This is a genomic window from Agrobacterium sp. Azo12 (assembly GCF_029193765.2).
In the GTDB taxonomy this organism is placed as follows: domain Bacteria; phylum Pseudomonadota; class Alphaproteobacteria; order Rhizobiales; family Rhizobiaceae; genus Agrobacterium.
Genome location: NZ_JARFYO020000001.1, coordinates 1,570,651 through 1,596,482, shown reverse-complemented (window position 1 = coordinate 1,596,482; position 25,832 = coordinate 1,570,651). Strand labels below are relative to the sequence as shown.

Below are 25,832 nucleotides of genomic sequence, written 5' to 3'. Positions count from 1 at the left end.
CGCCCAAAGCGCCAGAAACTGACCTGACAGCCCTGCCCTTATGCCACAGAGAGGGCAGCGCCGCGTAGACCTATGCAATTACCCCATGGATCGCGAACCTGGCACATCAGGATATCACCATCGATTCTCATCGGGCCGCGGTAAAGCACCGCTCCAAGCGCCTGCAGATGGGTGAGCGATTTTTCAAAGTCGTCCGTCCACCAATAGACCACACTGCCAGCGGCCCCGCTTGCTACCTTGTCATCAGCAGGCACCAGTTCCAACTGCGTCTGACCGACCTGCAAAAACTCGAACCCTGAAGGCTGCGACACGGTTCGCACGGCGCCAGGAAAGGCTTTCTGATACCACGCGATCCCCTCATCCATATCAGCGACATGCACGAGAACGGCAGACACAAAACTCATGAGGCGTACTCCTGGGACACCATGGACTGTGGCCATTGGCCAAAGAAAAAGCCCCTCGCAGCCGTGCTGCAAGGGGCTTTTCAATTCTAGCGTAATCGAATCAGGCCGAAACGTTGGTCTTTTCTTCCTGACGATCGGCGTAGATGTAGAGCGGACGCGCTACACCACTGACGACTTCGTCAGAGATCACGACTTCACGAACGCCTTCCAGCGTTGGCAATTCGAACATGGTGTCGAGCAGGATCTTTTCCATGATCGAACGCAGACCGCGAGCACCGGTTTTACGGGTGATTGCCTTGCGGGCAATTTCGCGCAGTGCGTCTTCATGGAATGTCAGTTCGACATCTTCCATCTCGAACAGGCGCTGGTACTGCTTGACCAGAGCATTCTTTGGTTCCGACAGAATCTGGATCAGTGCGTCTTCATCGAGATCCTCGAGCGTTGCCAGAACCGGCAGACGACCGATGAATTCAGGAATAAGACCGAACTTGACCAGATCTTCCGGTTCCAGTTCACGCAACACTTCGCCAACACGACGATCTTCCGGACCCTTGACCGTCGCACCAAAACCGATGGAGGTCTTTTCGCCACGGGCGGAAATGATCTTGTCCAGGCCGGCAAACGCGCCACCGCAAATGAACAGGATGTTGGTCGTGTCCACCTGGAGGAATTCCTGCTGTGGATGTTTGCGACCACCCTGTGGAGGAACGGAAGCAACCGTGCCTTCCATGATCTTCAGCAGAGCCTGCTGTACGCCCTCACCCGACACGTCGCGCGTGATGGATGGGTTGTCAGACTTGCGGGAAATCTTGTCCACTTCGTCGATGTAAACGATACCGCGCTGAGCGCGTTCAACGTTGTAATCCGCAGACTGGAGCAGCTTGAGGATGATGTTTTCAACATCTTCACCCACGTAGCCAGCTTCGGTCAGTGTCGTGGCATCGGCCATGGTGAAGGGCACATCGATGATGCGGGCCAGGGTCTGGGCAAGATAGGTCTTGCCGCAACCGGTTGGGCCAACCAGCATGATGTTCGACTTCGCCAGTTCCACTTCCCCGTTTTTCGAGGCGTGTGCCAGACGTTTGTAATGGTTATGAACGGCCACGGAGAGAATTTTCTTCGCCTGCATCTGGCCGATGACATATTCATCGAGAATTTTGATGATATCCTGCGGCGTGGGAACGCCTTCGCGGGACTTCACCATGGAACTCTTGTTCTCTTCGCGAATGATGTCCATGCACAATTCGACGCATTCATCGCAGATGAATACCGTCGGTCCAGCAATAAGCTTGCGGACCTCGTGCTGGCTCTTGCCGCAGAATGAACAATAGAGTGTGTTCTTCGAGTCGCCGCCGTTGCTGCCGCTGACTTTGCTCATATCTCTTTCCTTCCAGCACGCCGTCATTCCGTCAAACGGAATGCGGTAAACTCACCGCTTGCCGGCACGTTTTCCGTTTTCAGGATACGTGCCCGCATTGTTTCCGGGGGTACTAAACCGGACCGGATAAACAATCCGAACCCCGGAGGCAACGAAATCCCCTTCAAGCATCAACGCTACGTCATAAATTTTCAACATAGCCTTAATATGTACTATTAGCGTTTTCTTTCCCGGTTTAAACCCTCTATTTCCACAGAGGGTCTCAAACCATTGTCAAAAACGCGCATGCGTTACTAAGCAGACGCACCTTCGATTTCGGCGCGCGACGTCAGGATGCGGTCGATGACGCCCCAATCCTTTGCCTCTTCCGAGTCCATGAAGTGGTCGCGATCAAGGGTTTTTTCAACCTCTTCAAGCGTGCGGCCAGTGTGCTTCACGTAAACTTCATTCAGGCGGCGCTTCATCTTGATGATGTCACGGGCGTGACGTTCGATGTCGGATGCCTGGCCCTGGAAACCGCCGGATGGCTGGTGCACCATGATACGGGCGTTTGGCGTTGCAAAACGCATGCCCTTCTCACCGGCAGCCAGCAACAGCGAACCCATGGACGCAGCCTGACCAACGCAGAGCGTCGATACAGCCGGGCGAATGAACTGCATTGTATCATAGATTGCCATGCCAGCGGTCACGACACCGCCCGGAGAATTGATGTAAAGCGCAATTTCCTTCTTGGGGTTTTCAGCCTCAAGGAAGAGCAACTGGGCGCAAACCAGCGACGCCATATGATCTTCAACCGGACCAGTCAGGAAAATGATGCGTTCCTTGAGAAGACGCGAGTAGATGTCATAGGACCGTTCGCCGCGATTGGTCTGTTCCACGACCATCGGCACCAGAGCCATGGCGGTATCAACTGGATTTCTCATGTCCGTCCTTTATCAACTCTTGCCCGGCACGATCTGCGAACCGGAATCAAATCTATTTCTTCATTCTCTACATAGAGTGTCCAAGCCCCGTACTTCAAGACACAGGCGGCGGATATCCTTAATAGCGGGCATTTCTTACTGGCGCTCTAATGAGCATTCGCATGAGTCGCCATAGCCACGCATTGACGATGCTTGATCATCAACGACGAAAACCGGATGTGGTGAATGATTGATGAATTCTCAAGTCCATTACCCGTCACATCGTCTCAGCAAAGCCCACGCCAGCACAGTTTTCTCATAACGGGAATAAAATCTGCTGCAAAGATGATCGTCGTAACGGTTTTTCGAAATTTCGAACTCGTTTTTCCACATCTGCAGCCAATATCGTCCGCCACCCTGGCCTTTATATCTGGTGCAGGTTTCAAGAGTTCAAGCTCCTGCATGTCGTGCAACCCGCCTCCTGCGCTTTGGTGGGCTTCATAGGTCAGAAATAAACCTCTGGATCACCCCAGTTTTGCCCCGGTCCGGCAACGAACCATTAGCAATTGGTGTTGATACTTCCGCGCAGGCCCGTCCCGCATTTCCTCCCGGAATAGAACTTCGTGCCATCAGGTTAGTTTCAAGCGTTTCCTCCATGATCATGAGGATCATGGCGCGTGAAACAACGCGCAAACGCGCAGATTAGGATCGTACGGTGTTTGATGCCAAAACAGTAATGCTTCTCTGGGCCGCAGAAACACTCACCCTGGCTTTTCTGCTGCTTGGCATGTGGCTGCGACAACGCGCCAAAACACAATACCTGCTGTTCGCGTCCGGCTTCGCGCTTAATACGATTGGCTGCGTCCTGGTGATGCTGCGCGGGGAAATCCCGAATTTCGCCTCTATTCAGGTGGGCAATACAGTCGCACTGCTCGGCTTTGCCTGCTGGCTTGCGGGCCTGCTCAAAATCAGCGGCAAAAAGATCGAAGGCTGGGTCGCGATCCCTGCATTGCTGTGGGTGGCATTCATGTTTGTCCCACCTGTACGCGACAGCATGGCCTATCGCATCGTTCTTTATCATACGGCCGCGGGCCTTGGTTACCTCATGCTGGCCAGTGTTCTTCTGAATTACAAGGGCAAGCGCAGCCCGACGCGCAAAACCCTAGCCAGTTTGCTGGTATTTCAGGCCCTGTGCGGAGCAATCACCGCCTATGTGGTTATCAAGCATAATATGGCGACCGGAAATGTCGTGCCGCTGACGACCATTACCGCCATTTACGGTGCATTGTTCTTTGTTACCGTGATCACGCTCAGCGCCATGCTCTATATTGAAGAAACGGAAAAGCGCCTGCACCTGTTGGCAACGACCGATGAACTGACCGGCGCTCGCAATCGCCGTGGCCTGACAGAAGAATTCGAAAGACTGGCAAAACGCTCGGCCAGTTCTGGCCACAGCGTGGCTCTCATCCTTTTCGACATCGATCATTTCAAGAAGATCAACGACCGCTACGGTCACCAGTCCGGCGATATCGCGCTCACGCGGTTTTCACGTATGGCGGAAACCATCATTTCCGAGACAGGCATGTTCGTGCGCATGGGTGGCGAAGAATTTGCGCTGCTTCTGGAAACCGCTCTTCCCGACCGGGCGATCATGGTTGCCGAAACCATCAGGCTGCACCTTGCCCGCACACCGCTTGACGATGGCAAGCAAACCATTCCCATGACTGTCAGCGTCGGTATCGCGACTGACAATAGCGGCGCGCCGGATCTCCACGCGCTGATGACGATTGCCGACCGGGCGCTGTACGCCGCCAAGAAGGCCGGCCGCAACAGAACCGTATTCTTCAACGGTGAAAACAACGTGGTGATCGCCGCCAATGATCGTGATGAAGATCCGATGGATAACAATGCCGACCGTCAGGTCGCGGCATTGGCCCGCATCACCGCGATTGCCAAGCGCTAAGATCAGGAACGTACCGCTTATTCATCTCCGGTTTGGAAAACATCTTCCAGCCCGGCACCCATTCCAATAGATATGATTGCATGACTGATATTCCTGATTTTCTGAAAATCGACACCGCTACGCGCCATGTCGCGCTTGATGCCCGCAACCCGGAGTTCTTCGGAAATCCGAATGCTGTTTATGCGGCTCTGCACAAACACTGTCCCACCTTTTATTGGGAGGAACAGAAACAGTGGTTTTTCACCGGCTATGACCACGTCAATGCGCTGTTGCGCGACCGCCGTTTCGGACGGCAGATCCTGCATGTCGCCAGCCGCGAAGAACTGGGCCTTGCCGAGCCGCAGGAGCACGTCAAACATTTCGATGCGGCCGAGCGCCATTCGCTGCTGGAAATCGAACCGCCGGAACATACGCGGCTGCGCACCCTCATCAACCGCGCTTTCGTGTCTCGCCATGTCGAGATCATGAAGCCGGAAATCGAGGCGCTGGCCAACAAACTGATCGACGGTTTTGAAAAAGACGGCAAGACGGAGCTTCTCGCCTCTTTCGCAGATATCATTCCGGTGACGATGATTGCACGGATGATCGGCATTCCCGAGGAGATGGGCCCGAAGCTGCTGGAATGGTCCCATGCCTATGTCGGCATGTATATGTTCAAACGCACCACTGAAGATGAACATGCGGCAGACAAGGCGGCCAAGGAGTTCGCTGACTATGTGCGCAGCATCATCAGGGATCGTCGCGAAAATCCGCGCGATGATCTGATGAGCCACATGATCCACACCGAGCACAAAGGCCAGTTCCTGACGGATGATGAACTGGTGTCGACCACCATCGTTCTGCTGAATGCCGGCCATGAAGCCACCGTTCACCAGATCGGCAATTCGGTTCGGGTAATCCTGGAAAGCGGCGTTGCGCCGGATACGTTATTTTCCGACGACAAGACCACCGAGCGCACGGTTGAAGAGACGCTGCGCATCTGTGCGCCCGTGCATATCTTCCAGCGTTGGGTTCTTGAGCCGGTGGAGATCGACGGCGTTGCATTCAAGCGCGGCGACAAGGTCAGCCTCATTCTGGCGGCGGCCAATCTCGACCCGCAGAAATTCACCGATCCCCTTACCTTCAAGCCAGACCGTGCCGAGGGTGCCAACCTGTCCTTCGGTGCGGGCATTCACTTCTGCATTGGTGCGCCGCTGGCACGTCTTGAATTGAATATCGCGCTGCCGCTGCTGTTTGCCCGTCTTCCAGGCATGAAGATTGCCCGGAAACCCGAGGTCAAGGATGTCTACCATTTCCATGGTCTGGACCGTCTGGACCTTGTCTGGTGATTGGATGGCGCGCCTGAAACCTGCCGATTAAAATGAAAACGCCGTGTGTTTGATGAAAACACACGGCGCTTTTGTCTATATGATGCTGTGGCGGTTAAATCCACTGCCGTCCATCGCTGCCACCCTGGCAACCATACGGCGGGAGAACATTGCCAAATGTCTCGTGAAGCTTGTCACAACCCCATTTGTTGATTGGTCCCGGCATACGGCTGTTCAGCTCGATGCCTACCTCATCATAGGGGCTGTCCGTGTTGGTTACATATTTGTACCACTGGAAACCAATAAAACCGACGGAAACGATCGCTACGATCAGAAACGTTCTCAGTATTCTCATTACATTACCCTATTCATTCCGGCCCGTCCTTTTTCAAAGACGGATCACGTAGTCCTTGCGAGTCGTTTCAAGGACTTCCCAGCTTCCTTTGAAGCCGGGCCTTAATACCATCCGGTCGCCAGCACGCAATGCAAAGCTTTGACCGTCGTCAGATGTCAGCACCGAATGGCCCTCGAGAATGCTGAAATATTCCCACTCGTCATATTCGACGCGCCACTTGCCAGGCGTTGATTGCCAGATCCCTGCGTAGACCCCGCCATCAGCCTCTTCGAAATTCCATGTGGTGAATTTTGGGTCTCCCGAGATCAGACGCTCCGGTTTCGGGGCGCCGTATTCAGGCTCAATATTCGCCAGTTTTTCTTCGAGGTTGAATGACAGGGTCAATGCCATGAGATGCTGTTCTCCGGGTTCTGTTTGTGCAGCTGTTATACTTTTGAAAGCGCCTGTTCCAGATCAGCGATGATGTCCTTGACGTCTTCAAGGCCGATGGACAGACGTACAACATCCGGTCCGGCACCGGCGGCAACCTGCTGTTCCGGCGTCAACTGGGCATGGGTGGTCGAGGCCGGGTGAATGACCAGCGAGCGGGTGTCACCAATATTGGCAAGGTGTGAGAACAGCTGCAGACCGGCGACAAAGCCCTTTCCGGCATCGTAACCGCCCTTCAGACCGAAGGTGAAGACAGAACCGGCACCGGCTGGCGAATAATGCTGCTGGATGGCGTGGTTGGAGCTATCCTCAAGTCCAGCATAATGGACCCAGCCGACCTTGGGGTGTTTTTTCAGCCATTTGGCAACAGCGAGCGCGTTTTCCGAATGGCGCTGCATGCGCAGCGGCAGGGTTTCAATACCGGTCAGGATCAGGAAGGCGTTAAACGGCGAAATGGCCGGACCAAGGTCACGCAAGCCAAGTACACGGCACGCAATGGCAAAGGCAAAATTGCCGAAGGTGGCGTGCAATACCGTGCCGGAATATTCCGGGCGCGGTTCGGACAACATCGGGTATTTGCCGGACGCAGACCAGTCGAATGTACCGCCGTCGACAATGATACCGCCCATGGAATTGCCGTGGCCGCCGAGGAACTTGGTCAGCGAATGCAGTACCACGTCGGCGCCATGTTCCAGCGGTCGCACAAGGTATGGGCTGGCCATGGTGTTATCAACGATCAGCGGCAGGCCATGCTTGCGCGCAACCTCGGCAATGGCGGCAATGTCCACGAAGGTGCCGCCGGGATTGGCAAGGCTTTCGATAAAGATCGCTTTGGTGCGATCATCGATATGTTTTTCGAAGGTTTCCGGTTCAGCCGTATCGGCCCAACGCACCTGCCAGCCAAAATTCTGGAAGGCATGGCCGAACTGGTTGATGGAGCCGCCATAGAGTTGGCGTGCGGCTACAAAATTATCGCCCGGCTGCATCAATGTGTGGAACACCAGCATTTGGGCAGCATGACCGGAGGCAACGGCCAGTGCTGCCGTGCCGCCCTCAAGGGCCGCAACACGCTCTTCCAGCACCGCCTGAGTCGGGTTCATGATGCGGGTGTAGATGTTGCCGAATTCTTTCAGGCCAAACAATGCAGCAGCATGATCCGAATCCCGGAAGGCATAGGCCGTCGTCTGATAGATCGGTGTGTTACGGGCACCCGTGGTCGGGTCAGGCTGCGCGCCTGCGTGAATTGCAAGCGTCGCAAATCCGGGATTGTTGCTGGACATGGTATTTCCTCCAAAATGTCAGACCTTGAACTGGACTTTGGAGGATCATAACGCCTTGGCAGCAAATGATAAGCCTGTTGCGCGCTCAACCCTGTGTAATATTGAGGCGCGGATATTCAATTGCCGGGCAACGGTCCATAACCATCTTGATACCGTAGGCTTCAGCCTTGGCGGCTGCTGTATCGTCACGCACGGAAAGCTGACCCCAAATGACCTTCGGTCGTGGCGAAAGCAGGATTGTTTCTTCAACGACTGACGACAGGTACTCCTTGGCGCGGAACACATCCACCATATCAACGGGCTCCGGAATATCGGCCAAGTGCGCATAGACCTTCTGGCCGAGAATTTCCTTGCCCGCCTGCCCCGGATTAACGGGAAACACCCGGTAGCCCTTCGACAGCAGAAACCGCATGACGCCGTAGCTTGGACGATCCGGGTTTGGCGAGGCGCCAGTCAGGGCAATTGTCTTCACCGAGCCGAGAATTTCTGCTATATAATCATTGTCGTAAGTATCGTGCTGCATGATCCGGTTCCTGGATGGGTGACTATCTTTTCAAAGGGCTACGACATGCGAAGCACTTTTGCATATGGGATCCAACAACAAAAAGAAAAGGACCAGATCATGCTGAAGACAACATTCGCCGTACTGCTTGCCGTGCTTGCAGCCTCTCCGGCCGCTGCCATTTCCCGCTACAATACAACAGGCATGAGCTGTGCGGCGGTACAGAGTGCTATCGACCGTGAGGGCGCGGCCATTCTCCGTTACCCATCGACGCGCGTACGTAACATGACGCTTTATGACCGCTACGTCCGAAGCGACCGTCAGTGCGATACCGGCGAATACGCAGCTGACAGCAGCGTACCAACGCGCGACGCAAAGAACTGCCCGGTGTACAAATGTGAACCGCGCACCAATGATCGTTGCAGCCCGTTTTCGTTTGGCAGAGACTGCTGACCACGGAAAATTCCATCAGTTTTTCGGCGCAACGTTGGTGCGGCGCCGTTTCGCAGGCGCCGAAATAAATTTTACGCGCGAAAAATGTTCACTCTTTGTATTTGATAAATTCATGTTTTATTCATAGGCATTTTAGCGACTACTTATAGTTTAATTAGAAATTCCAACTTTACGAAATAAAACGCCTGGCAGGATCAAATCTACTATCGTCTGAACCAGTAATTTAGTGACGAATGGCAAGTATCGGCACTTCAGATATATCGCAAATTGCAACATTCCCAGAACAACTAGCTTTTCCTCGTCTCGATGCTGCAAAAAACCCATAAAAATTACCAGTAAATCATATCGCCAAATAGTTGTATTATTCTATTATTTGACATTGAAAAATCGACCAATACAGCTTTTCGATGCAGCCAAAAACATCGTTCGATAAGTCGCCCGACGACGACATTTTCTCACCCCCAATAAAGCGTGCATCACACCGCTTGCACTTGCGCTTTCACTGCGAATAGAACTGGACATAACCTGCCGTTTTCCTCGCTCGCGGATCATTGCCTTGTCTATCGATGTGCTTTTATTGGTTCTCTTCGGAGCGCTGCTCCATGCAAGCTGGAATGCCCTGGTCAAATCCGGCAAGGACAAGTCACTGGATGCCGCACTGATTGCGGCCGGCGGCGCCTGCTGTGCCCTGCCCTTTCTGCCCTTCCTGCCGATGCCGAACATCACAGCGCTGCCCTTCATTCTGGCGTCAGCGGTTCTGCAGTTCGTCTATTTCCGCCTGGTGGCCGTTGCCTACACACTCGGTGATATCGGGCTGGTCTATCCGCTGATGCGCGGCGTGGCGCCGTTGCTGGTTGCCGCCAGCAGCAGCTTCATTCTTGGCGAACATCTGTCACCCATGGCGCTCACCGGAATTTTCGTCATTTGCGCCGGCATCATGACACTGGCATTCGAGGCTCGCCACGGCGGCCGCACCGCGACGATCTTTGCGCTGCTCAATGCCGTTGTCATCGCCAGCTACACCTTTGTGGATGGCGTTGGCGCCCGTGAGGCAGGCAATGCCATTTCCTATACCTTGTGGATGTCGCTCTTGCCGCCGGTCCTGCTGTTCAGCCACGCCATTTACATGCGCGGCGGCCGTGCCGTGATCACCCATGTGCGCGGCAACTGGTGGCGCGGCATTCTGGGCGGTGGCGGCTCGATCCTGTCCTATGGACTTGCTCTCTGGGCCATGACCAAGGCGCCGGTTGCCATCGTTGCGGCGCTGCGCGAAACATCGATCCTGTTTGCCATCGTCATCTCGGTTTTTATCCTCAAGGAGAAGGCCAGTATCTGGCGTTATGTCGCCGGTGCCGTCATTGCAGCGGGTGTTTTGGTGATGCGGCTGGGCTAAAAAGTGAGGTATTAAAATACCACACAAACAAACCATTGATTTTACTTGCGTTTTTATGGCCGCATCCAAATTCGAAACCTTGACGGTTTTTCCACACCCACGTATAAGCTCGCCCAAGTCACATTCATGTAAATGCGGCCTACCCTTGCGTTCAGGCGCAAGAAAACCAAGCAACAAAAAACGCCCAGAGCCTTATGGCCCATGGGTCCAGACAGAAAGACTAGTACTATGTCGACTTTCGTTCAGAAGCCCGCTGAGGTGGAGAAGAAGTGGATCATCATCGACGCCGAAGGCCTCGTTGTTGGTCGCCTCGCCACCGTTGTTGCAAACCGTCTTCGCGGCAAGCACAAGGCAACCTACACACCACACGTTGACGATGGCGACAATGTCATCATCATCAATGCGGAAAAGGCTGTCTTCACCGGCAACAAGTATTCCGACAAGAAATACTACTGGCACACCGGCTACCCAGGCGGCATCAAGGAGCGTACAGCTCGCCAGATCATCGAAGGCCGCTTCCCGGAGCGCGTTCTCGAGAAGGCAGTTGAACGCATGATCCCGCGCGGTCCGCTCGGCCGTCGCCAGATGAAGAACCTGCGCGTTTACGCTGGTTCCAACCACCCACATGAAGCACAGCAGCCGGTCGTTCTCGACGTTGCCAAGCTCAACAGCAAGAACGTAAGGAGCGCCTAATAATGGCCGATCTTTCCTCTCTGAAAGACCTCGCTCCGGCAGCAGAAGCTTCGGCTCCTGTACATGTCCGCAAGGTTGACACTCTCGGTCGCTCCTACGCAACCGGCAAGCGCAAGAACGCCGTAGCCCGCGTTTGGGTTAAGGCTGGCTCTGGCAAGATCATCATCAATGGTCGCGACTTCACTGCGTACTTCGCACGTCCGGTTCTGCAGATGATCCTGCAGCAGCCAGTTGTTGCTGTAGCACGCACAGGCCAGTTCGATGTTATCGCAACTGTTGCTGGTGGTGGTCTCTCCGGTCAGGCCGGTGCCGTTCGTCACGGTATCTCCAAGGCACTCACCTACTTCGAACCGGGCCTGCGCTCTGTTCTGAAGAAGGGTGGCTTCCTGACTCGCGACAGCCGCGTTGTTGAACGTAAGAAGTACGGTAAGGCCAAGGCTCGCCGTTCGTTCCAGTTCTCCAAGCGTTAATCGCTTCCGGAATACAGACTTCGAAAAGGCGGGACTTCGGTTCCGCCTTTTTTCGTTTCCGCTTTTTCGTTTCCATGAAGGCGCAACGCTGGCCGCCCTTCACGTCGGGAAAGTGTTGTTGCATGAAAGCACAATGTCGAGCATCTTGCCGCACAGCGATGTCGCTGACAAAGCGAATGCCATCACTGGACATACACATCGCGCACATAGAACAGGCTTACGGATTCGATAAAACGGAGACTGACGCATGCCGGGAAAAACCATCGACCACGCATTCACGGCTTCTTCCCTCACCTCAGCAGCAACAGACCCGACCCATGCGGGCACGCTTTCCTTCATGCGGCGAAAGTTCACCAAAAATCTAAACGGCGCATCGACTGTTGTCTGGGGCATTCCGTTTGATGCGGCGACCTCCAACAGACCCGGCGCACGCTTCGGACCACAGGCCATTCGCCGCGCCTCAGCCATTTTCGACAACGACCCGCAATATCCGTTTCATCGTGACCTATTCGAGGGCATGCCGACCATTGATTATGGTGATTGCCTGCTGGATTACGGCAACCACTGGCAGACCCCTGCCAAGATCGAAAAAGAAGCACGCAAGATCCTGTCCCGCTCAGACTACCTGCTGACGCTGGGTGGCGATCACTTCATTACCTGGCCGCTTCTGAAGGCGCATGTTGCCAAGCACGGGTCGTTGGCGCTGGTTCAGTTCGACGCCCATCAGGACACGTGGTTCGATGACGGCAAACGGATTGACCACGGCTCCTTCGTGGCGCGTGCCGTGCGTGATGGATTGATCGATCCTGACCGCTCTATCCAGATCGGTATTCGCACCCACGCACCCGATGACTTTGGCATCAAGATTATCTACGGGCACGACGTCGAAGACATGCGGGCGGGTGATATCTCGTCGCTGATCGTCAACCGCACTGCCGGGCAGCCCGTGTATCTGACCTTCGATATCGACTGCCTTGACCCGGCCTTCGCACCCGGTACCGGCACACCGGTTGCCGGTGGGCCAACCAGCTCCAAGATACTCTCGATCCTGCGCGGGCTTGGCCAGCTGGACATAAGAGGCTCTGATGTGGTGGAGGTGGCGCCCGCCTATGACCATGCAGACATTACCGCCATTGCCGGTGCCACAGTTGCGATGTATATGCTTGGCCTGCGCGCCGAACGGCTTGCCAAGGCGCGCTGAGGAATTGATTCAAGCGATTGGCACTCTGATTCCGCCAATTGCAGTAACCCACTGAAAAAGCTAGGATAAGGGCATGACAGCGAAAATCTTCATCGATGGCGAACACGGCACAACGGGCTTGCAGATCCGCACACGCCTGGCCGACCGCCGCGATATCGAACTGCTGTCGATTCCCGAAGCGGAACGGCGCAATGCCGCCATGCGCGAAGACATGCTGAACAATGCCGATGTCGCCATTCTGTGCCTGCCCGATGAGGCTTCGAGAGAGGCCGTATCGATGGTCGCGGGCAACAACAATGTGCGCATTATCGACACATCGACAGCATACCGCATCGCGCCTGATTGGGCCTATGGCTTTGCCGAGATGGACAATGCACAAGGCGACAAGATCCGCTCTGCACGTTTCGTCGCCAACCCCGGCTGCTACCCAACGGGTGCCATCGGCCTCATCCGCCCGTTGCGCGCAGCAGGTCTGCTGCCGGACGGCTACCCCGTCTCGGTCAATGCTGTCTCGGGTTACACCGGTGGCGGCAAGCAGATGATTGCCCAGATGGAAGATCTGAGCCGCGACGATGCGATTACCGCCAACAACTTCCTCTACGGCCTGCCGCTGAAGCACAAGCACGTTCCGGAAATGAAGACCCATGGTCTGCTCGATCGCTCTCCGCTGTTTTCGCCATCGGTCGGCCGCTTCGCACAGGGCATGATCGTACAGGTGCCGCTGTTTGCTGCCGACCTCAAGGACGGCACGACGATCAAGACCATTCATGATGCGCTGGTTGCGCATTATGCCGGTCAGGACATCGTCTCAGTCGTATCGCTGGACGAAAGCAAGGGCCTGTCACGCATCGACGCAGAGGAACTTGCCGGCAAGGACACCATGAAGCTGTTCGTGTTCGGCACCGAAGGCGGCGAGCACATCAACCTCGTGGCGCTGCTGGACAATCTCGGCAAGGGCGCATCCGGTGCTGCTGTGCAGAACATGGAACTGATGCTCTCGGCATGACCGAAGGCAAAACCTCACCTGTTATTTCAGAAGACATCAAAAGGCGGTGGAGCATAGCCTCCGCCTTTCTTCTTGCCGATACACCGAGCAGCTTGGTTTACCGCGTGACGCTTGACAGTGGTGAGAAAGCAGTACTGAAGGAACTCAAGCCGCGCGGCATCGGAGAGTTACCGGGCATGGCCTTCCTGCGCTGGCGGGACGGCAACGGCGCCATCAGGCTGATCGATAGCCATGGCATGAGTTGCCTGCTGGAAGATGCGGGAGACCTGACACTACGGCAGTACCGTCTTGAACATGGTGAGGCCGCCTGCAATCGGATCATAACCGATGTACTGGGCAGGCTGCACGCGCCCTCACCCGCGACGCTTGAGAACCTTACGCCGCTCGACTGGCATTTTGCAGCACTGTTTGACCGGTCACTCGACGGCTATGACACAATGTTGCGTGAGCCGCTTGGCTTTGCCCGACAACTGGCATTGCAGCTTCTCGGTACACAGGACAACATCAAACCCCTGCATGGCGATTTGCACCACGACAACATCGTGTCCGGCGGCACACGCGGCTGGCTGGCAATTGACCCGCAGGGGCTGATTGGTGACGCCGCCTATGATGTGGCAAACATCTTCGGCAATCCGCTGAATGCCCTGCCCGATATTATCAAGCCGGCGCGCATCAAGGCGCTGACCACACTGTTTTCACAGATGTTGGGATGTGGGGAAGAAAAAATCCTGCGCTACGCCATTGCGCATGCAGGATTGTCGATCTGCTGGTCTGTGGAAGATGGCACCTTATTTGATGCCAGTGAGAATGCGCGCGAACGTCTGGCATTCCTTCAGATCGCGCGCACCCTGCTTTAAGCGTTATCAGTCACGCACCTCGACGGCTACCGGCGCGGAATATTCGCCGATAAACCCGCGCCAGTGGGCGGTGGCAAATCCAAGAACAACCAATGCCATGCCCTGATGGGCCAGCGCGACATGGATATCGACATGCATCAGCAGCGTGATGATGCCGAGCATCGCCTGGATCAGGATCAGCACGAACAGCAGCACGGAGCGCCGGGCATGCGGCGATCCCGGGATGTCACGGCACAGCCTGACCATGTTCCAAAGTGCTGCTGCAAACAGCGTATAGGCGCCCAGACGGTGGATGAACTGCACGGTCTTGGGGTTTTCAAACAGATTGATCCACCAGGGCTGCTGAACGAAAAGATCACCCGGGATGACCGAACCATCCATCAATGGCCAGGTATTGTAGGACAGACCGGCATTGAGCCCGGCCACCAGTGCACCGAGATAGATCTGGAACAGAGAGAGGCAGAAGAGCACGGCTGCAAAGGTGCGACCCTTTCTTTCACCCACCGCATCCGGCGAGTGGTGTGAAAGACCACGCATGATCCACATACATCCCGCAAAGATCAGACAGGCGATGGTCAGGTGGGTGGCAAGGCGGTACTGCGACACGTCAGTGCGGTTGACGAGGCCGGATGATACCATCCACCAGCCGATGAAACCCTGAAAGCCGCCCAGCGCCAAAAGGCCGACCAGCGGCAGACGGATACGCTTTTCCACGCGGCCGGTGATCCAGAAAAACGCCAGTGGCAGTGCAAAGATGATACCGATGCCACGCGCCAGCAGGCGGTGCGCCCATTCCCACCAGAAAATTGTTTTGAACTCATCAAGGCTCATGCCCTTGTTGACTTCCTGGTATTGCGGAATGCGCTTGTAGAGATCGAATTCTTCCTGCCACTCTTCCACGGACAGCGGCGGGATGGCACCGTGGATCGGTTTCCATTCGGTAATCGAAAGGCCAGATTCCGTCAGGCGCGTTGCGCCACCCACCAGCACAAGGCAAAACAGGGTAAAAATAACAAAACCAAGCCAGATGCGCAGCACGCGGCGATTACGATCCTGCTTTACAAGTGTCTGCTCTATTGCAGCCTCAGAAGGGTTCCCAGCCAATGCTGCGGTATTCAGGCTCATATTGTCAACTCCACAGGGGTTGCTCACCCCGTCAAAGAAGGCCGGTACCCTTGACCTGTATCAGGCCAAGGCAGGACAGTTTCATAAGGCAGGACATGTCATTTTCATGGTCCTGCAGAAAGCTATGACGTTGATTTGCCCCAACCGTTAAGGCAAAACAAGCCCTGCATGTTTGCGGCAAGCCGTCGCGGACCCACAAACACGTCAACACAATGAGAAACTCATGCCCACTCGTCTGCGTTCGTTCATCGGCACCATCGTCATCATCATCATGGTGATTGTCTATGCCATTCTGGCGACGTCCTATGCAGCGGCCAATCTGGCGGAATCGCCCTGGTGGGTTCATTTGCTCTATTTCATCGGCACTGGCCTGTTGTGGGTATTGCCGGCCATGGCGCTGATAAAGTGGATGGCGGGCCGCAAACCCGGCCAGTAACCTTGTGCTAACTGCACTTACAAGTTTCAGCTCGCATCTTGGCCGATAAACTCTTTGTTGCACGGCTTGCTGCTATTTTGCGGCAGATGTTGCGGAGTTGTTGATGAGAGCAATACAGCCAGACCTGCCGGAAGCAGAAAGCCAGAAGGCTTTTGAAAATGCCATTGTGCACGCGGTTTCCGGTCCGCTGTCGGTCGATGTTGTCACCGACATGGCGGCGGTCGAGGCAGACTGGCAGCGTCTGGAGAACTCCCCACTCAACTCCGTCCACCAGAGTTACTGGTGGTGCGCGGCATGGTCCAAGGCCATGGGCACGCCGATTGTGGTCATTCGTGGTCAAGTGTCCGGCCAGACGGTGTTTCTCATCCCGCTTGAAATTCGCAGCAAGGGCCCATTTCGTGTGGCGCGTTTCCCGGGTGGCAATTTCAACAATATCAATACCGGACTGTTCGACGATGCTTATGCGCAGACAGCCAAGCCTGAAGATGCACAGCTCATCCTGAGCGAAATACGCCGCCACTTATCCAACCGCGTCGATGTGTTGGCCTTGCAGAATATTCCGCTTACCTGGCGTGGACGGCGGCACCCGCTCTGCGCGCTGGCGACCAGCGAAAACCAGAACCGGTCATTTCAGCTGCCGCTTTTGCCGCGTTTTGAAGATACGCTGGCCCAAGTCAATGCCAAGCGCCGTCGCAAAAAGTACCGCGTGCAGACCAAACGTCTAAACGAGATTGGCGGTTACGACTATTACCTGACGCGCGATCGTCAGGAACAACATGCCCTGCTCGACACGTTTTTTCAGCAAAAGGCAGAACGTTTTTCGGCACAGAAAATTCCTGACGTCTTCCAGGACAAGGCGATCAAGAGCTTTTTCCACGGCCTTGTCGACGGGCCCTATCACCTTGAGAATGTGCCGCTGGAACTCCATGCCATTCGCCTGCCCGGTTCCAATAACGCAGTGGTGGCGGTGGCTGGTTTGTCGCGCAAGGGCGATCATGTGATCTGCCAGTTTGGCTCGATCCACCAACATTTGGCAGCCGATGCCAGTCCCGGCGAATTGTTGTTCTGGCTGATGATCGAAAAAAGTTGTGCCGAGGGTGCTACCATTTTCGACTTCGGCATTGGCGACCAGCTCTACAAAAGAAGCTGGTGCACGGTCGAAACCGTGCAACATGACATCTTCCGTGCCCTATCTGTGCGGGGGTATCTGCCGGCCATTGGCTACCGCGCGCTTGCCTCGCTCAAAAGCTTTATCAAGGCACATCCCAAACTGTACGGTTTCATCCAGTCCCTGCGGGCCAAGAAGGACACCGCAAAACCAGAAAGCGACTGAGGCCAGACGGTGGCCATTACGCCGCCGTACGGCTGCTATCCCGCGGATGGCGCTGGCTGCTCATGCCGGACATGATCAGCACGCGGGAATGGCCATCATCAGCCAAGGTCTGCATGACACCCGTCAGGCTTTCCTCGTCCGGCTGTGGCGCCGAAACGATTATGTCGGTCGAGAGGTTTTTCAGAATTCCAGCCGCCCGCACCACATCAACCGCACCGCATTCGATCAGTACCGTGTCGTATACGTCAGCCAAAGCGCTTACCACCATTGTCAGACGGTCGATGACCCGCATGGCCTCATGCGCTGGCGTCTTGCCCTGCGGCACTATATGGGCGCTAGACAGGCGGTCATTGTGAATGGTCTCGGCAAAATTGACTTCACCGGCCAGCAGATCGGTAATGCCAGGCAGATTGGAGGACGGTGCCATCAGGCGGGTCGGACAAGCCGACGCCGTCATGTCGACCAGCACGACGGTTCTGCCGCTTTCCGACATGGCGCGCGCCAGCATGACGGTTGCGGTGGAGCCGGCATCGCCAGCTGGCGACACGACGGTTGCAACCGGGCCGACGCCCTTCATGGCGAGATATTCTGCGACCATTTCGATGGAGAATGTTTCAAGACCAGACTGCTCAGCCTCCTCGGCCGCGTCATTATCCACCTCGTTCGCCTCAACCACTTCGGGCGTTTCAGGCGTCTCGGTCAGGTCGAGTGTTTCTTCCATTTCTGCAGTAAGCGCCTCATCACTTGCCACCTGCATGCGGTCGGCAGGTACCTCTACGACAGCGACCGGCACGGCAACTGCCTCAACGACGGTGGCCTCCGTTTCCAGTTCTTCTTGCCTGGATGCACCGACCGGCCGCAAGGCACGTCCGGTGAACAACTCGATCAACATCACGACAACGCAGGACAACAGCAAGGCAACGAGCGAGACAACGATGACAATCGGTCCAACCTTGGGGAAATACGGTTCGCGCGGCTCGATGGCAGCAGAGATGACGCGGGCATCAGCCGGGCTGGAATCTGTGCTGGTAGTACGCGAGGTCGCCTCACGGTAACGGGCCAGATATGTTTCCAGCAACTGGCGTTGTGCCGTCGCATCACGCTCGAGGTCATTGAGGCCAACAGAATCTTCACCAGCACGTGCACCGTCTGCCTTCAGCGTATTGAGCTGCTGCACCAGTTGGCGCTCCCGCAGGCGGGATACATTCGCTTCATTTTCCAGACTTGCCAAGACCTTGCGGGTTTCGGTTTCAATCTGGCTGCGGATGCCGCCAAGCTGCGCGCGCAGTGCCTTGATGCGCGGATGACCGTCGAGCATGGTGGTCGATAGATCGGAGATCTGCGACTGGATACCGGATTCGGTTTCCTTGAGACGCTGGATCATCTGCGAACCGATAATGTCAGGCAGCGTGTCGGTCGGGCGGCCGGAGGACAGCGCATTGCGCACATTTTCAGCACGCGCTTCGGCATTGGCCTTTTCGCCGCGAACACGTGCCAGTTCGGTCGATATGTCACCGAGCTGACGTGTTGCAAAGGTGGTGTTTTCACCGACGGTCAGCAAATCGGAAGAGGCACGGTAATCCGCCACCTTCTTGTCGGCTTCGCGTACCTTTTCGCGCAGGCTGGCAATTTCCGGCTCAAGCCAGCGTGCGGCCTCGGAATTTGCATCGAGTTTGGCGTCGGTCTGCAGCGATTGGTAGACTTTGAGAATTTCGTTGGGAATGGCAGCGGCCAGCACCGGGTCCTTGGAGGAAAACTCCACGGCGATAACGCGCGACGTCTCAGCGCGATAAACCTGCAGCTTTTCCCGGAAAGCGGAAATGACCCGTTCTTCCGGGGCCACTTCCAGCGGGTTCTTTTTCATGCCGATCATGACCAGCAGGCGCGACACCATTGACGGGCTGGCACCGGGGTCGAATTCAGGCAGCTCGTAAAGCTTCATGTTGCGAGCAACCTGCTTGATCAGGTCGACCGATTGCAGCAGCTGCGTCTGGCTGGAGATATTCAGATCGTCCAGCACCTGCTGGGAGCCAGTACCGTTCGGGTCGGCATTGCCGAATGATGCTGCACGGGTTTCGATGAGGACACGGGCCTCGCTGCGATAGACCGGCGACATGACGCTGGACGCGGCAAAAGCCACGCCGCCAGCGATCAATGTCACGGCTGCAATTTTTCCCCGCCTCTCCCAGATGGCAAGCACCAGCCGCGCCAGGTCGATATCCACGTCTTTATCATTACGACCTGTCGCTGACATGCGAACTCCTGCATCGTGACCCCTCAAGGGCAGGCTGGACGAAACGGCTGCACGACGCGCGCGCCCGTCCATTACATTCCTGTTGCCGTAATTTTAGGACTTTATGGTAACCCAACCGTTAACCGCCTTTCGCGATCTTAAAGGCGCTGTTTCATACTTTTTTCGCGTCATTTACTCGGCGTTAACCCTAACAGATCGATAACATCTGCAATTGCCGCTTTGTGGAGCCCAAGCGCGAATGTCCTGCGCCCTGAACCGTACCGCCATAATCGTTGTGACCGCCTTTGCTGCGGCACTGTCCGGCTGTTCGGCTTACCAGCCCGCTCCGAAAGCCTTTCACGAAGCGACCATCCAACCCTACCGGCTGGATAGCGGCGACAGACTGCGGATTACCGTTTTCGAGCAGACCGGTCTGAGCAACAGCTATACGGTAGATCAGGCTGGTTACATCGCCTTCCCTCTTATTGGCCCGGTCCCTGCCCGTGGTCAGACATTGCCACAGCTTGAAGGGGCCATCGCCCAGAAACTGCGACAGGGCTATCTGCGTGACCCGGATGTGACGATCGAAATCGACCGTTACCGGGCAATCTTCATTATGGGTGAAGTCGGTCGTCCGGGGCAATATTCCTATGTGCCTGGTATGACAGTGCAAAATGCTATCGCTATTGCCGGCGGTTTCTCCACCCGCGCCAACCAGCGCGACGTGGATGTAACCCGCAAGATCAACGGGGAGATCGTGACGGGTCGCATCAATATCTCGGGACCAATCCTCGCTGGTGACACTGTGTATGTCCGTGAACGCTTCTTCTGATTGCCAGTAACGGTAACATGACCACAGAAAAACCTCTCCGCATTCTGCATTGTTTTCGCTCACCGGTCGGTGGTGTATTCCGCCACGTTCGTGACCTTGTGGAAGAGCATGTAAAGCTGGGACATGAGGTTGGCATTCTGTGCGACAGTTCAACCGGTGGTGAGCACGAGGAAAAACTGTTTGAACAGATCAAGCCCATGCTGTCGCTGGGGCTTATCCGTTTGCCCATCGGACGTTCGGTCGGCCCATCCGACCTGGGCGCTCTTTGGAAAGCCTATCAACATATCAAAAGTTTGCAGCCAGATGTAATCCATGGCCATAGCGCCAAAGGCGGCGTTCTCGCCCGTCTCATCGGCTCAGCTCTGCGGGTGAACAGGTATCGCGTAGCCCGCCTCTATTCGCCCCATGGGGGCAGCCTGCACTATGACCGCAAATCCCTGCGCGGTCAGGTGTTCTTTAATGTGGAGCGCCTTTTAGAGCGGTTTACCGATGCGCTGTGTTTCGTCTGCCATTACGAGCAGAGCGCCTATACACAAAAGGTCGGCAAACCGCACACGCAAGCGCGGATGATCTATAATGGCGTGCAGGAAAGCGAATTTGCGCCGGTTCCGCTCAATGCAAATGCCAGCCATTTTCTCTACATCGGCATGTTGCGCGACCTCAAAGGTCCCGACGTGTTCATTGATGCCTTTACCCAAGCGGAAAAACTGTCCGGGCAAACCCTGACAGGCGTGATCGTTGGCGATGGCCCGGAGCGTGACAAGTACCGCGACGCGATTGCGGCGGCCGGCTTGTCGGACCGGCTCGTCATGCATCCATCCATGCCGGCCCGCACGGCATTTGCGTTGGCGGATACGGTCGTTGTCCCCTCACGGGCAGAATCCCTGCCCTACATCATTCTGGAAGCACTGGCGGCCGGCAAACCGGTGATTGCCTCACGGGTTGGTGGCATTTCCGAGATCATGGGCGAACAGAGCCCGGCGCTGGTCACGGCTGGCGATGCAACAAGCCTGGCGCAGACCATGGTTCGCAGCTTGCAAGTCCCTGAGTGGCGACAGCAAGCCTTGCCTGATACAACCGAATTCCGGCAGCGGTTTTCCACACCCGTAATGGCCGGACAAATTCTTGCCCTTTATCGGGAATTACTGCCCCGCACCTGACAGGATGCAAGACTAACCATCCGTTTGCAGGTCGTATCAGCACGGTACGACTGTCTAAAGACTTGGTTGTCGCCATAAACGTTTCTTAGCATGTTGCCGCTATGGTTGCGCCAAAATGCAAAACGGAATGCGTCCATGAGCAACGTCCAAAACCAGCAACTCGATATCAATGAACTGCGCCGAAAGGTGTCCGAGATTGCCGGTCGTTCAGCTGGTGATGGAGACAGCCCACCAGTGTCGCTCAACCCGTTGGCACGACAGGTCGCCAATCAGCTGCGTACGGGCAATCACTCCCCCAACATCATTATCGGCCAGCTGCAATTGCTGGAGTTTGCCGGACTGGTGATCCTTGGCTGCATCGTCAGCATGCTGGCATCGGAACACACGGTTGGCAGCCTGCTTGGCCTGTTTGCGATAATGGTGGCGGGTGCAGGTCTGACCGGCCTGATGCTTTATGCCCTTGATCTTTACCAGTTGCCGTCGCTGCGCACGCCTATGGCCAAGATGCCGCGTATTCTGATGGCCTATACCGCCGGTTTTGCGCTGACTGTGTTTCTTCTTCTCGCCTTCCATCCTACCGGTGGCAGTTCGTGGCTGACAACTGCCATGTGGTTTGTGGCCGGTGCTGCCTTTCTTGCGTTGGAACGCATCCTTACCGGCGTCGCAATCCGCCACTGGGGCCGTAATGGCGTCATGGAGCGTCGTGCGGTTATCGTCGGTGGCGGCGATGCAGCCAAGAACCTTATCCGCTCGCTGGAAGAGCAGCCGGACAATGATATCCGTATCTGCGGTATCTTCGACGACCGCACCGGCGATCGTTCGCCTGATATCGTTGCCGGTTATCCAAAGCTTGGTACCTTCGCCGAACTGGTGGAATTTGCACGCCTGACCAAACTCGACATGCTGATCATCTCGCTGCCGATTTCGGCCGAGGGACGTATTCTTGCCCTGTTGAAGCAGGTCTGGATCCTGCCCGTCGATATTCGTATCGCCGCACACGCCAACAAACTGCGTTTCCGCCCGCGCTCCTATTCGCATGTCGGCAATGTGCCGATGCTGGATGTGTTCGACAAACCGATCCGAGACTGGGACTCGGTTGCCAAGCGCATCTTTGACCTGTTCTTCACCGTGGTGGCCCTGCTGTTGTTGTGGCCGGTGATGATTGGCGCGGCCATTGCCGTGAAAACAACTTCAAAGGGTCCGGTTTTCTTCAAGCAGAAACGCCACGGCTTTAACAACGAGACGATCAATGTCTGGAAATTTCGCTCGATGTATACCGAGCTTAGCGACCCGACAGCCAAAAAGGCAGTGACCAAGAACGACCCACGCGTAACGCCTGTCGGCCGTTTCCTGCGCAAATCCTCAATTGACGAGTTGCCGCAGCTGTTCAACGTGCTGAATGGCAGCCTGTCACTGGTTGGCCCTCGCCCGCATGCGGTCATGGCCCAGACCGGCGACCTGAAATATGCCGATGTGGTTGAGCATTATTTTGCCCGCCACAAGGTCAAACCCGGCGTGACCGGATGGGCGCAGATCAATGGCTGGCGCGGCGAGATCGACAATAGCGACAAGATCAAGTTCCGCACCGCTTTCGATCTGCATTACATCGAAAACTGGTCGCTGATGTTCGATCTCAAGATCCTGTTCCTGACACCGATCAGGCTGCTCAAATCGGAAAACGCCTATTGAGCAACGTCAGCCTGACAGATACGCCTGATTTCAACGCGCCATTAGCCGCCATGCGGATGATTGGCGCGTTTGCGCTTGCCTTTGGTGTGTTCCTGTCCGGTTTTGTTATTTCCGAACCGGCACCTTACGAGCTGATGATGGTGGCGCAGGTCGCCATCTGGTTTCTGCTCGGGCTTCGCCTGTCCAAACGCGTCATCGTGCTGTTGGCTTTTCTGCTGGTGTTCAATGCCGGTGGTTTTCTCTCTCTGTTGGTCATGTCGGATCTCGGCGAAGGGCCGATGTATCTCGCCGTCTCGACCTTTCTGGCGCTCACATCGGTTTTTTACGCCGCTGTCACCGAAGATGATCACCGGCGGCTATCGCTGATTTTCAAAGCCTGGGTTTTTGCCGCCCTGATCACCTCGATGCTGGGCATTCTCGGTTACTTCAATGCCATTCCGGGCTTTCAGGTGTTCACGCTCTATGACCGTGCCAAAGGCGCGTTCCAGGACCCGAACGTCTTTGGTCCGTTTCTCGTCACGCCATCGCTGTTCCTGGTTTATGGTCTGTTGACCGGTCGGGTCAGCAGCATGCCGCTTAAGATTCTCGGTCTGCTCATTCTGGCGCTCGGTATCTTCCTGTCGTTTTCCCGTGCGGCCTGGGGCCTGTTTCTTATCGCAACCGTCATGCTCGTTCTGCTGATGCTGCTGAAAGAGCGCTCCACCGCCTTCCGGCTGAAGATACTGGTGCTGACACTGCTGGCCGTGGTGTTTCTGGTTATCGCATTGATGGTCGCCTTGCAGTTCGAACAGGTGTCCAACCTGTTCCTGAGCCGAACAAAGGCCGTGCAGGATTATGACGGCGGCCATCTCGGGCGATTTGCGCGACATCGCATTGGCTTCATGATGGCCATGGAAAATCCGCTTGGGATCGGTCCCATGGTGTTTGCCACCATTTTCCCGGAAGCGGAACACAATATCTGGCTGAAAAGCCTGACGACTCATGGCTGGCTCGGTTTTGTCAGCTATGTCTCCCTGATGTGCTGGACGGTGGCGGAAGGTTTCAGATACCTGCTGCGGGATCGTCCATGGCAACCTTTCCTGATGATTGCCTGGGTCAGTTTTGTCGGTCACCTGATCATTGGCAATGTCATCGACACCGACCACTGGCGGCATTTCTTCCTGTTGCTCGGCATCATCTGGGGCTGCATGGCGCTGGAACTGAAATGGCAGCGTCAGCAGCGGCAATAATTTTTCGCTGACATGGTGTTGCTGATGGAACCCGTTGGCATTCCTGCGCATTTCACTCCCGAAAATATGACGGGAGACATGAATGACGAGAACCAACAATCTTTATTTCATCATCGGCGCACTGGTGATCCTCGCTGCAGGTCTTGGTGCCTATGTTTGGCATCAGGAAAGCAAGCCTGCAGGCATTGAGATGCAGATCGGTCCAAACGGCGTAAAAATTCAAGAAAACTGATTTCAGCCAAGGCTTGCCTCCACTCAAGCCTCGCGCAGGCATATCGCTATAGTTTGAGGACAGGCGATAGAACGCTATCGCTTGTCCGATAACCGCGCGGAAGCCATTTCCGCGAAGCATACAGGCGCAGTTCATGGTTTCTTCGATTCAATCCATCCGGCTGATGACGACGCAAATCGCCCTTAAAGCCCTGAAGGAGCAGGAGGAAACGACAACCTCGACCAGCTCCGCATCCAGCTCGCTTTTGCAGCAATATGGCCTGGACACGTCGACCAGCTCATCCAACGACACGTTGACGCGGCTGCTGACGACACTGGCCACCAAAAACCCCGACTCAACCGTCAACACGACGCCGAGCACCACAACAACAACCGTCTCTACGGATGTCACGACCGCCTCCTTCATGCGCAGTCTGAAAGACAGCCTTGAAGAAATGGCCGATACTGCCGCGGGCAAGAAGCAGGCAGATGCGATGCTGGCCGCCCTGAAGGCTGGCACACTGACGGTGACCGACCCGGTCAGCGGACAGAAGATTGCAGCCTGGGATGTTGATGATGAAAAGCACAAGGACACCACGTCAGGTGCGGCAACCACCATTGCCACCAACAACTGGAGTGACTTCCTGAAAGAGCGTCTGACACGCGGTGAGGATGTCTCTTACGCCAAATCAAGCGACGGCAGCTATATCGACAAGACCACTGGCGAGAACGCCTATTTCGGCACTGTCGGCAGCAAATATTATTACCTGTCATGGCCAGCCGCCAACGCTAACACGCTGGCAAGCGGGACAGACAAGACAGTTTCGTCTTCAGGATCCAGCGACACGAATTAACAGCTGAATATCGGCGCTATATACACGCCTCCCATCGGCGTGTTGCGACACCAACTTCAGCAAGCGGCACAGCATGTTCCGCAACCAAAAGAATGCCCGGAAAGCTTGGCTGTTTTCCGGGCTTTTGCGTTTTTGCAA

General features: G+C 55.7%; 26 protein-coding genes. 17 read left to right on the top strand and 9 right to left on the bottom strand.

Translation table 11 applies throughout. The features are described from left to right. Positions 1–38: 38 nt before the first annotated feature. The 3 genes from PYL13_RS07485 to clpP all read right to left on the bottom strand — a co-directional run bounded on the left by PYL13_RS07485 (position 39) and on the right by clpP (position 2,705). The gene (locus tag PYL13_RS07485) at positions 39–404 is read right to left on the bottom strand and encodes a VOC family protein (protein ID WP_275640907.1); all 366 of its coding nucleotides are present in this window, start codon (positions 402–404) and stop codon (positions 39–41) included. A gap of 100 nt (positions 405–504) precedes the next feature. Beyond that, positions 505–1,782 (bottom strand): ATP-dependent Clp protease ATP-binding subunit ClpX, encoded by a 1,278-nt coding sequence (clpX, locus tag PYL13_RS07480; RefSeq protein ID WP_192487547.1) that lies wholly within the window; start codon positions 1,780–1,782, stop codon positions 505–507. Between the two features lie 293 nt (positions 1,783–2,075). Beyond that, positions 2,076–2,705: an ATP-dependent Clp endopeptidase proteolytic subunit ClpP gene (gene clpP, locus PYL13_RS07475; protein WP_192487546.1), complete on the bottom strand. Its 630-nt coding sequence runs from the start codon at positions 2,703–2,705 to the stop codon at positions 2,076–2,078. Between the two features lie 694 nt (positions 2,706–3,399). Between clpP and PYL13_RS07470 the strand changes: the two genes are divergently transcribed. Beyond that, positions 3,400–4,647 (top strand): GGDEF domain-containing protein, encoded by a 1,248-nt coding sequence (locus PYL13_RS07470; RefSeq protein WP_275640906.1) that lies wholly within the window; start codon positions 3,400–3,402, stop codon positions 4,645–4,647. An 80-nt stretch (positions 4,648–4,727) separates the two neighbouring features. After that, a complete protein-coding gene (locus tag PYL13_RS07465) occupies positions 4,728–5,975 on the top strand; it encodes a cytochrome P450 (RefSeq protein WP_275640905.1) in 1,248 nt (415 codons plus the stop codon). Between the two features lie 94 nt (positions 5,976–6,069). Here the strand turns inward: PYL13_RS07465 and PYL13_RS07460 are convergent, their stop codons facing one another. The 4 genes from PYL13_RS07460 to PYL13_RS07445 all read right to left on the bottom strand — a co-directional run bounded on the left by PYL13_RS07460 (position 6,070) and on the right by PYL13_RS07445 (position 8,541). Beyond that, positions 6,070–6,309, bottom strand: coding sequence for a hypothetical protein (locus tag PYL13_RS07460; protein WP_192487542.1), 240 nt, complete (start codon positions 6,307–6,309; stop codon positions 6,070–6,072). Positions 6,310–6,342: 33 nt separating this feature from the next. Further along, complete coding sequence (locus PYL13_RS07455) at positions 6,343–6,699, bottom strand: cupin domain-containing protein (protein WP_259145262.1); 357 nt, start codon at positions 6,697–6,699, stop codon at positions 6,343–6,345. Positions 6,700–6,734: 35 nt separating this feature from the next. Continuing rightward, positions 6,735–8,018, bottom strand: a complete 1,284-nt coding sequence (locus PYL13_RS07450; RefSeq protein ID WP_275640904.1) for an O-acetylhomoserine aminocarboxypropyltransferase — start codon at positions 8,016–8,018, stop codon at positions 6,735–6,737. Positions 8,019–8,103: 85 nt separating this feature from the next. Next, complete coding sequence (locus PYL13_RS07445; protein ID WP_250982810.1) at positions 8,104–8,541, bottom strand: CoA-binding protein; 438 nt, start codon at positions 8,539–8,541, stop codon at positions 8,104–8,106. Between the two features lie 99 nt (positions 8,542–8,640). Here PYL13_RS07445 and PYL13_RS07440 point away from each other — a divergent pair, with 99 nt between their 5' ends. The 7 genes from PYL13_RS07440 to PYL13_RS07410 all read left to right on the top strand — a co-directional run bounded on the left by PYL13_RS07440 (position 8,641) and on the right by PYL13_RS07410 (position 14,593). Next, positions 8,641–8,973: a hypothetical protein gene (locus PYL13_RS07440; protein WP_250982811.1), complete on the top strand. Its 333-nt coding sequence runs from the start codon at positions 8,641–8,643 to the stop codon at positions 8,971–8,973. A gap of 556 nt (positions 8,974–9,529) precedes the next feature. Next, positions 9,530–10,366: a DMT family transporter gene (locus tag PYL13_RS07435; protein ID WP_259145266.1), complete on the top strand. Its 837-nt coding sequence runs from the start codon at positions 9,530–9,532 to the stop codon at positions 10,364–10,366. Positions 10,367–10,594: 228 nt separating this feature from the next. Further along, a complete protein-coding gene (rplM, locus tag PYL13_RS07430; RefSeq protein ID WP_192487535.1) occupies positions 10,595–11,059 on the top strand; it encodes a 50S ribosomal protein L13 in 465 nt (154 codons plus the stop codon). Positions 11,060–11,061: 2 nt separating this feature from the next. Further along, positions 11,062–11,529 (top strand): 30S ribosomal protein S9, encoded by a 468-nt coding sequence (gene rpsI / locus PYL13_RS07425; protein WP_192487534.1) that lies wholly within the window; start codon positions 11,062–11,064, stop codon positions 11,527–11,529. A gap of 247 nt (positions 11,530–11,776) precedes the next feature. Next, positions 11,777–12,730 carry an agmatinase gene (speB, locus tag PYL13_RS07420; RefSeq protein ID WP_275640903.1) on the top strand — a complete coding sequence of 318 codons (954 nt, stop codon included), beginning with the start codon at positions 11,777–11,779 and terminating at the stop codon, positions 12,728–12,730. A 73-nt stretch (positions 12,731–12,803) separates the two neighbouring features. Further along, positions 12,804–13,736 (top strand): N-acetyl-gamma-glutamyl-phosphate reductase, encoded by a 933-nt coding sequence (gene argC / locus PYL13_RS07415; RefSeq protein WP_192487532.1) that lies wholly within the window; start codon positions 12,804–12,806, stop codon positions 13,734–13,736. Continuing rightward, positions 13,733–14,593, top strand: coding sequence for an aminoglycoside phosphotransferase family protein (locus PYL13_RS07410; protein ID WP_275640902.1), 861 nt, complete (start codon positions 13,733–13,735; stop codon positions 14,591–14,593). The genes argC and PYL13_RS07410 overlap by 4 nt, the downstream gene beginning before the upstream one ends. 6 nt (positions 14,594–14,599) lie before the next feature. Here PYL13_RS07410 and PYL13_RS07405 read toward each other — a convergent pair whose 3' ends face one another. After that, complete coding sequence (locus tag PYL13_RS07405) at positions 14,600–15,718, bottom strand: COX15/CtaA family protein (protein WP_275640901.1); 1,119 nt, start codon at positions 15,716–15,718, stop codon at positions 14,600–14,602. Positions 15,719–15,941: 223 nt separating this feature from the next. On the opposite strand from PYL13_RS07405, the gene PYL13_RS07400 reads away from it, so the two are divergent. Further along, positions 15,942–16,154 (top strand): DUF2842 domain-containing protein, encoded by a 213-nt coding sequence (locus PYL13_RS07400; RefSeq protein ID WP_192487529.1) that lies wholly within the window; start codon positions 15,942–15,944, stop codon positions 16,152–16,154. Positions 16,155–16,257: 103 nt separating this feature from the next. Continuing rightward, complete coding sequence (locus tag PYL13_RS07395; protein WP_275640900.1) at positions 16,258–17,487, top strand: GNAT family N-acetyltransferase; 1,230 nt, start codon at positions 16,258–16,260, stop codon at positions 17,485–17,487. Between the two features lie 16 nt (positions 17,488–17,503). Here the strand turns inward: PYL13_RS07395 and PYL13_RS07390 are convergent, their stop codons facing one another. Further along, complete coding sequence (locus tag PYL13_RS07390; RefSeq protein ID WP_275640899.1) at positions 17,504–19,741, bottom strand: GumC family protein; 2,238 nt, start codon at positions 19,739–19,741, stop codon at positions 17,504–17,506. 238 nt (positions 19,742–19,979) lie between these two features. Here PYL13_RS07390 and PYL13_RS07385 point away from each other — a divergent pair, with 238 nt between their 5' ends. From PYL13_RS07385 to PYL13_RS07360, 6 genes are all read left to right on the top strand, one after another. Further along, a complete protein-coding gene (locus PYL13_RS07385) occupies positions 19,980–20,552 on the top strand; it encodes a polysaccharide biosynthesis/export family protein (protein ID WP_259145289.1) in 573 nt (190 codons plus the stop codon). Positions 20,553–20,569: 17 nt separating this feature from the next. Beyond that, positions 20,570–21,712 carry a glycosyltransferase family 4 protein gene (locus tag PYL13_RS07380; RefSeq protein WP_275640898.1) on the top strand — a complete coding sequence of 381 codons (1,143 nt, stop codon included), beginning with the start codon at positions 20,570–20,572 and terminating at the stop codon, positions 21,710–21,712. 135 nt (positions 21,713–21,847) lie between these two features. After that, positions 21,848–23,401, top strand: a complete 1,554-nt coding sequence (locus PYL13_RS07375) for an undecaprenyl-phosphate glucose phosphotransferase (protein ID WP_275640897.1) — start codon at positions 21,848–21,850, stop codon at positions 23,399–23,401. 50 nt (positions 23,402–23,451) lie between these two features. Next, the gene (locus PYL13_RS07370) at positions 23,452–24,630 is read left to right on the top strand and encodes an O-antigen ligase family protein (protein WP_250983237.1); all 1,179 of its coding nucleotides are present in this window, start codon (positions 23,452–23,454) and stop codon (positions 24,628–24,630) included. An 82-nt stretch (positions 24,631–24,712) separates the two neighbouring features. Continuing rightward, a complete protein-coding gene (locus PYL13_RS07365; RefSeq protein ID WP_192487523.1) occupies positions 24,713–24,862 on the top strand; it encodes a hypothetical protein in 150 nt (49 codons plus the stop codon). A 133-nt stretch (positions 24,863–24,995) separates the two neighbouring features. Beyond that, complete coding sequence (locus tag PYL13_RS07360; protein ID WP_275640896.1) at positions 24,996–25,694, top strand: hypothetical protein; 699 nt, start codon at positions 24,996–24,998, stop codon at positions 25,692–25,694. Positions 25,695–25,832: the final 138 nt, after the last annotated feature.

Coding starts and splice junctions, on each gene's coding strand:
- PYL13_RS07410 (WP_275640902.1), top strand. CDS start 13,733: ATGACCGAAGGCAAAACCTCACCTGTTATTTCAGAAGACATCAAAAGG.
- PYL13_RS07370 (WP_250983237.1), top strand. CDS start 23,452: ATGCGGATGATTGGCGCGTTTGCGCTTGCCTTTGGTGTGTTCCTGTCC.
- argC (WP_192487532.1), top strand. CDS start 12,804: ATGACAGCGAAAATCTTCATCGATGGCGAACACGGCACAACGGGCTTG.
- clpX (WP_192487547.1), bottom strand. CDS start 1,782: ATGAGCAAAGTCAGCGGCAGCAACGGCGGCGACTCGAAGAACACACTC.
- PYL13_RS07360 (WP_275640896.1), top strand. CDS start 24,996: ATGGTTTCTTCGATTCAATCCATCCGGCTGATGACGACGCAAATCGCC.
- PYL13_RS07365 (WP_192487523.1), top strand. CDS start 24,713: ATGACGAGAACCAACAATCTTTATTTCATCATCGGCGCACTGGTGATC.
- PYL13_RS07405 (WP_275640901.1), bottom strand. CDS start 15,718: ATGAGCCTGAATACCGCAGCATTGGCTGGGAACCCTTCTGAGGCTGCA.
- PYL13_RS07460 (WP_192487542.1), bottom strand. CDS start 6,309: ATGAGAATACTGAGAACGTTTCTGATCGTAGCGATCGTTTCCGTCGGT.
- PYL13_RS07465 (WP_275640905.1), top strand. CDS start 4,728: ATGACTGATATTCCTGATTTTCTGAAAATCGACACCGCTACGCGCCAT.
- PYL13_RS07450 (WP_275640904.1), bottom strand. CDS start 8,018: ATGTCCAGCAACAATCCCGGATTTGCGACGCTTGCAATTCACGCAGGC.
- rplM (WP_192487535.1), top strand. CDS start 10,595: ATGTCGACTTTCGTTCAGAAGCCCGCTGAGGTGGAGAAGAAGTGGATC.
- PYL13_RS07445 (WP_250982810.1), bottom strand. CDS start 8,541: ATGCAGCACGATACTTACGACAATGATTATATAGCAGAAATTCTCGGC.
- PYL13_RS07455 (WP_259145262.1), bottom strand. CDS start 6,699: ATGGCATTGACCCTGTCATTCAACCTCGAAGAAAAACTGGCGAATATT.
- PYL13_RS07395 (WP_275640900.1), top strand. CDS start 16,258: ATGAGAGCAATACAGCCAGACCTGCCGGAAGCAGAAAGCCAGAAGGCT.
- speB (WP_275640903.1), top strand. CDS start 11,777: ATGCCGGGAAAAACCATCGACCACGCATTCACGGCTTCTTCCCTCACC.
- PYL13_RS07385 (WP_259145289.1), top strand. CDS start 19,980: ATGTCCTGCGCCCTGAACCGTACCGCCATAATCGTTGTGACCGCCTTT.
- PYL13_RS07400 (WP_192487529.1), top strand. CDS start 15,942: ATGCCCACTCGTCTGCGTTCGTTCATCGGCACCATCGTCATCATCATC.
- clpP (WP_192487546.1), bottom strand. CDS start 2,705: ATGAGAAATCCAGTTGATACCGCCATGGCTCTGGTGCCGATGGTCGTG.
- rpsI (WP_192487534.1), top strand. CDS start 11,062: ATGGCCGATCTTTCCTCTCTGAAAGACCTCGCTCCGGCAGCAGAAGCT.
- PYL13_RS07375 (WP_275640897.1), top strand. CDS start 21,848: ATGAGCAACGTCCAAAACCAGCAACTCGATATCAATGAACTGCGCCGA.
- PYL13_RS07440 (WP_250982811.1), top strand. CDS start 8,641: ATGCTGAAGACAACATTCGCCGTACTGCTTGCCGTGCTTGCAGCCTCT.
- PYL13_RS07485 (WP_275640907.1), bottom strand. CDS start 404: ATGAGTTTTGTGTCTGCCGTTCTCGTGCATGTCGCTGATATGGATGAG.
- PYL13_RS07380 (WP_275640898.1), top strand. CDS start 20,570: ATGACCACAGAAAAACCTCTCCGCATTCTGCATTGTTTTCGCTCACCG.
- PYL13_RS07390 (WP_275640899.1), bottom strand. CDS start 19,741: ATGTCAGCGACAGGTCGTAATGATAAAGACGTGGATATCGACCTGGCG.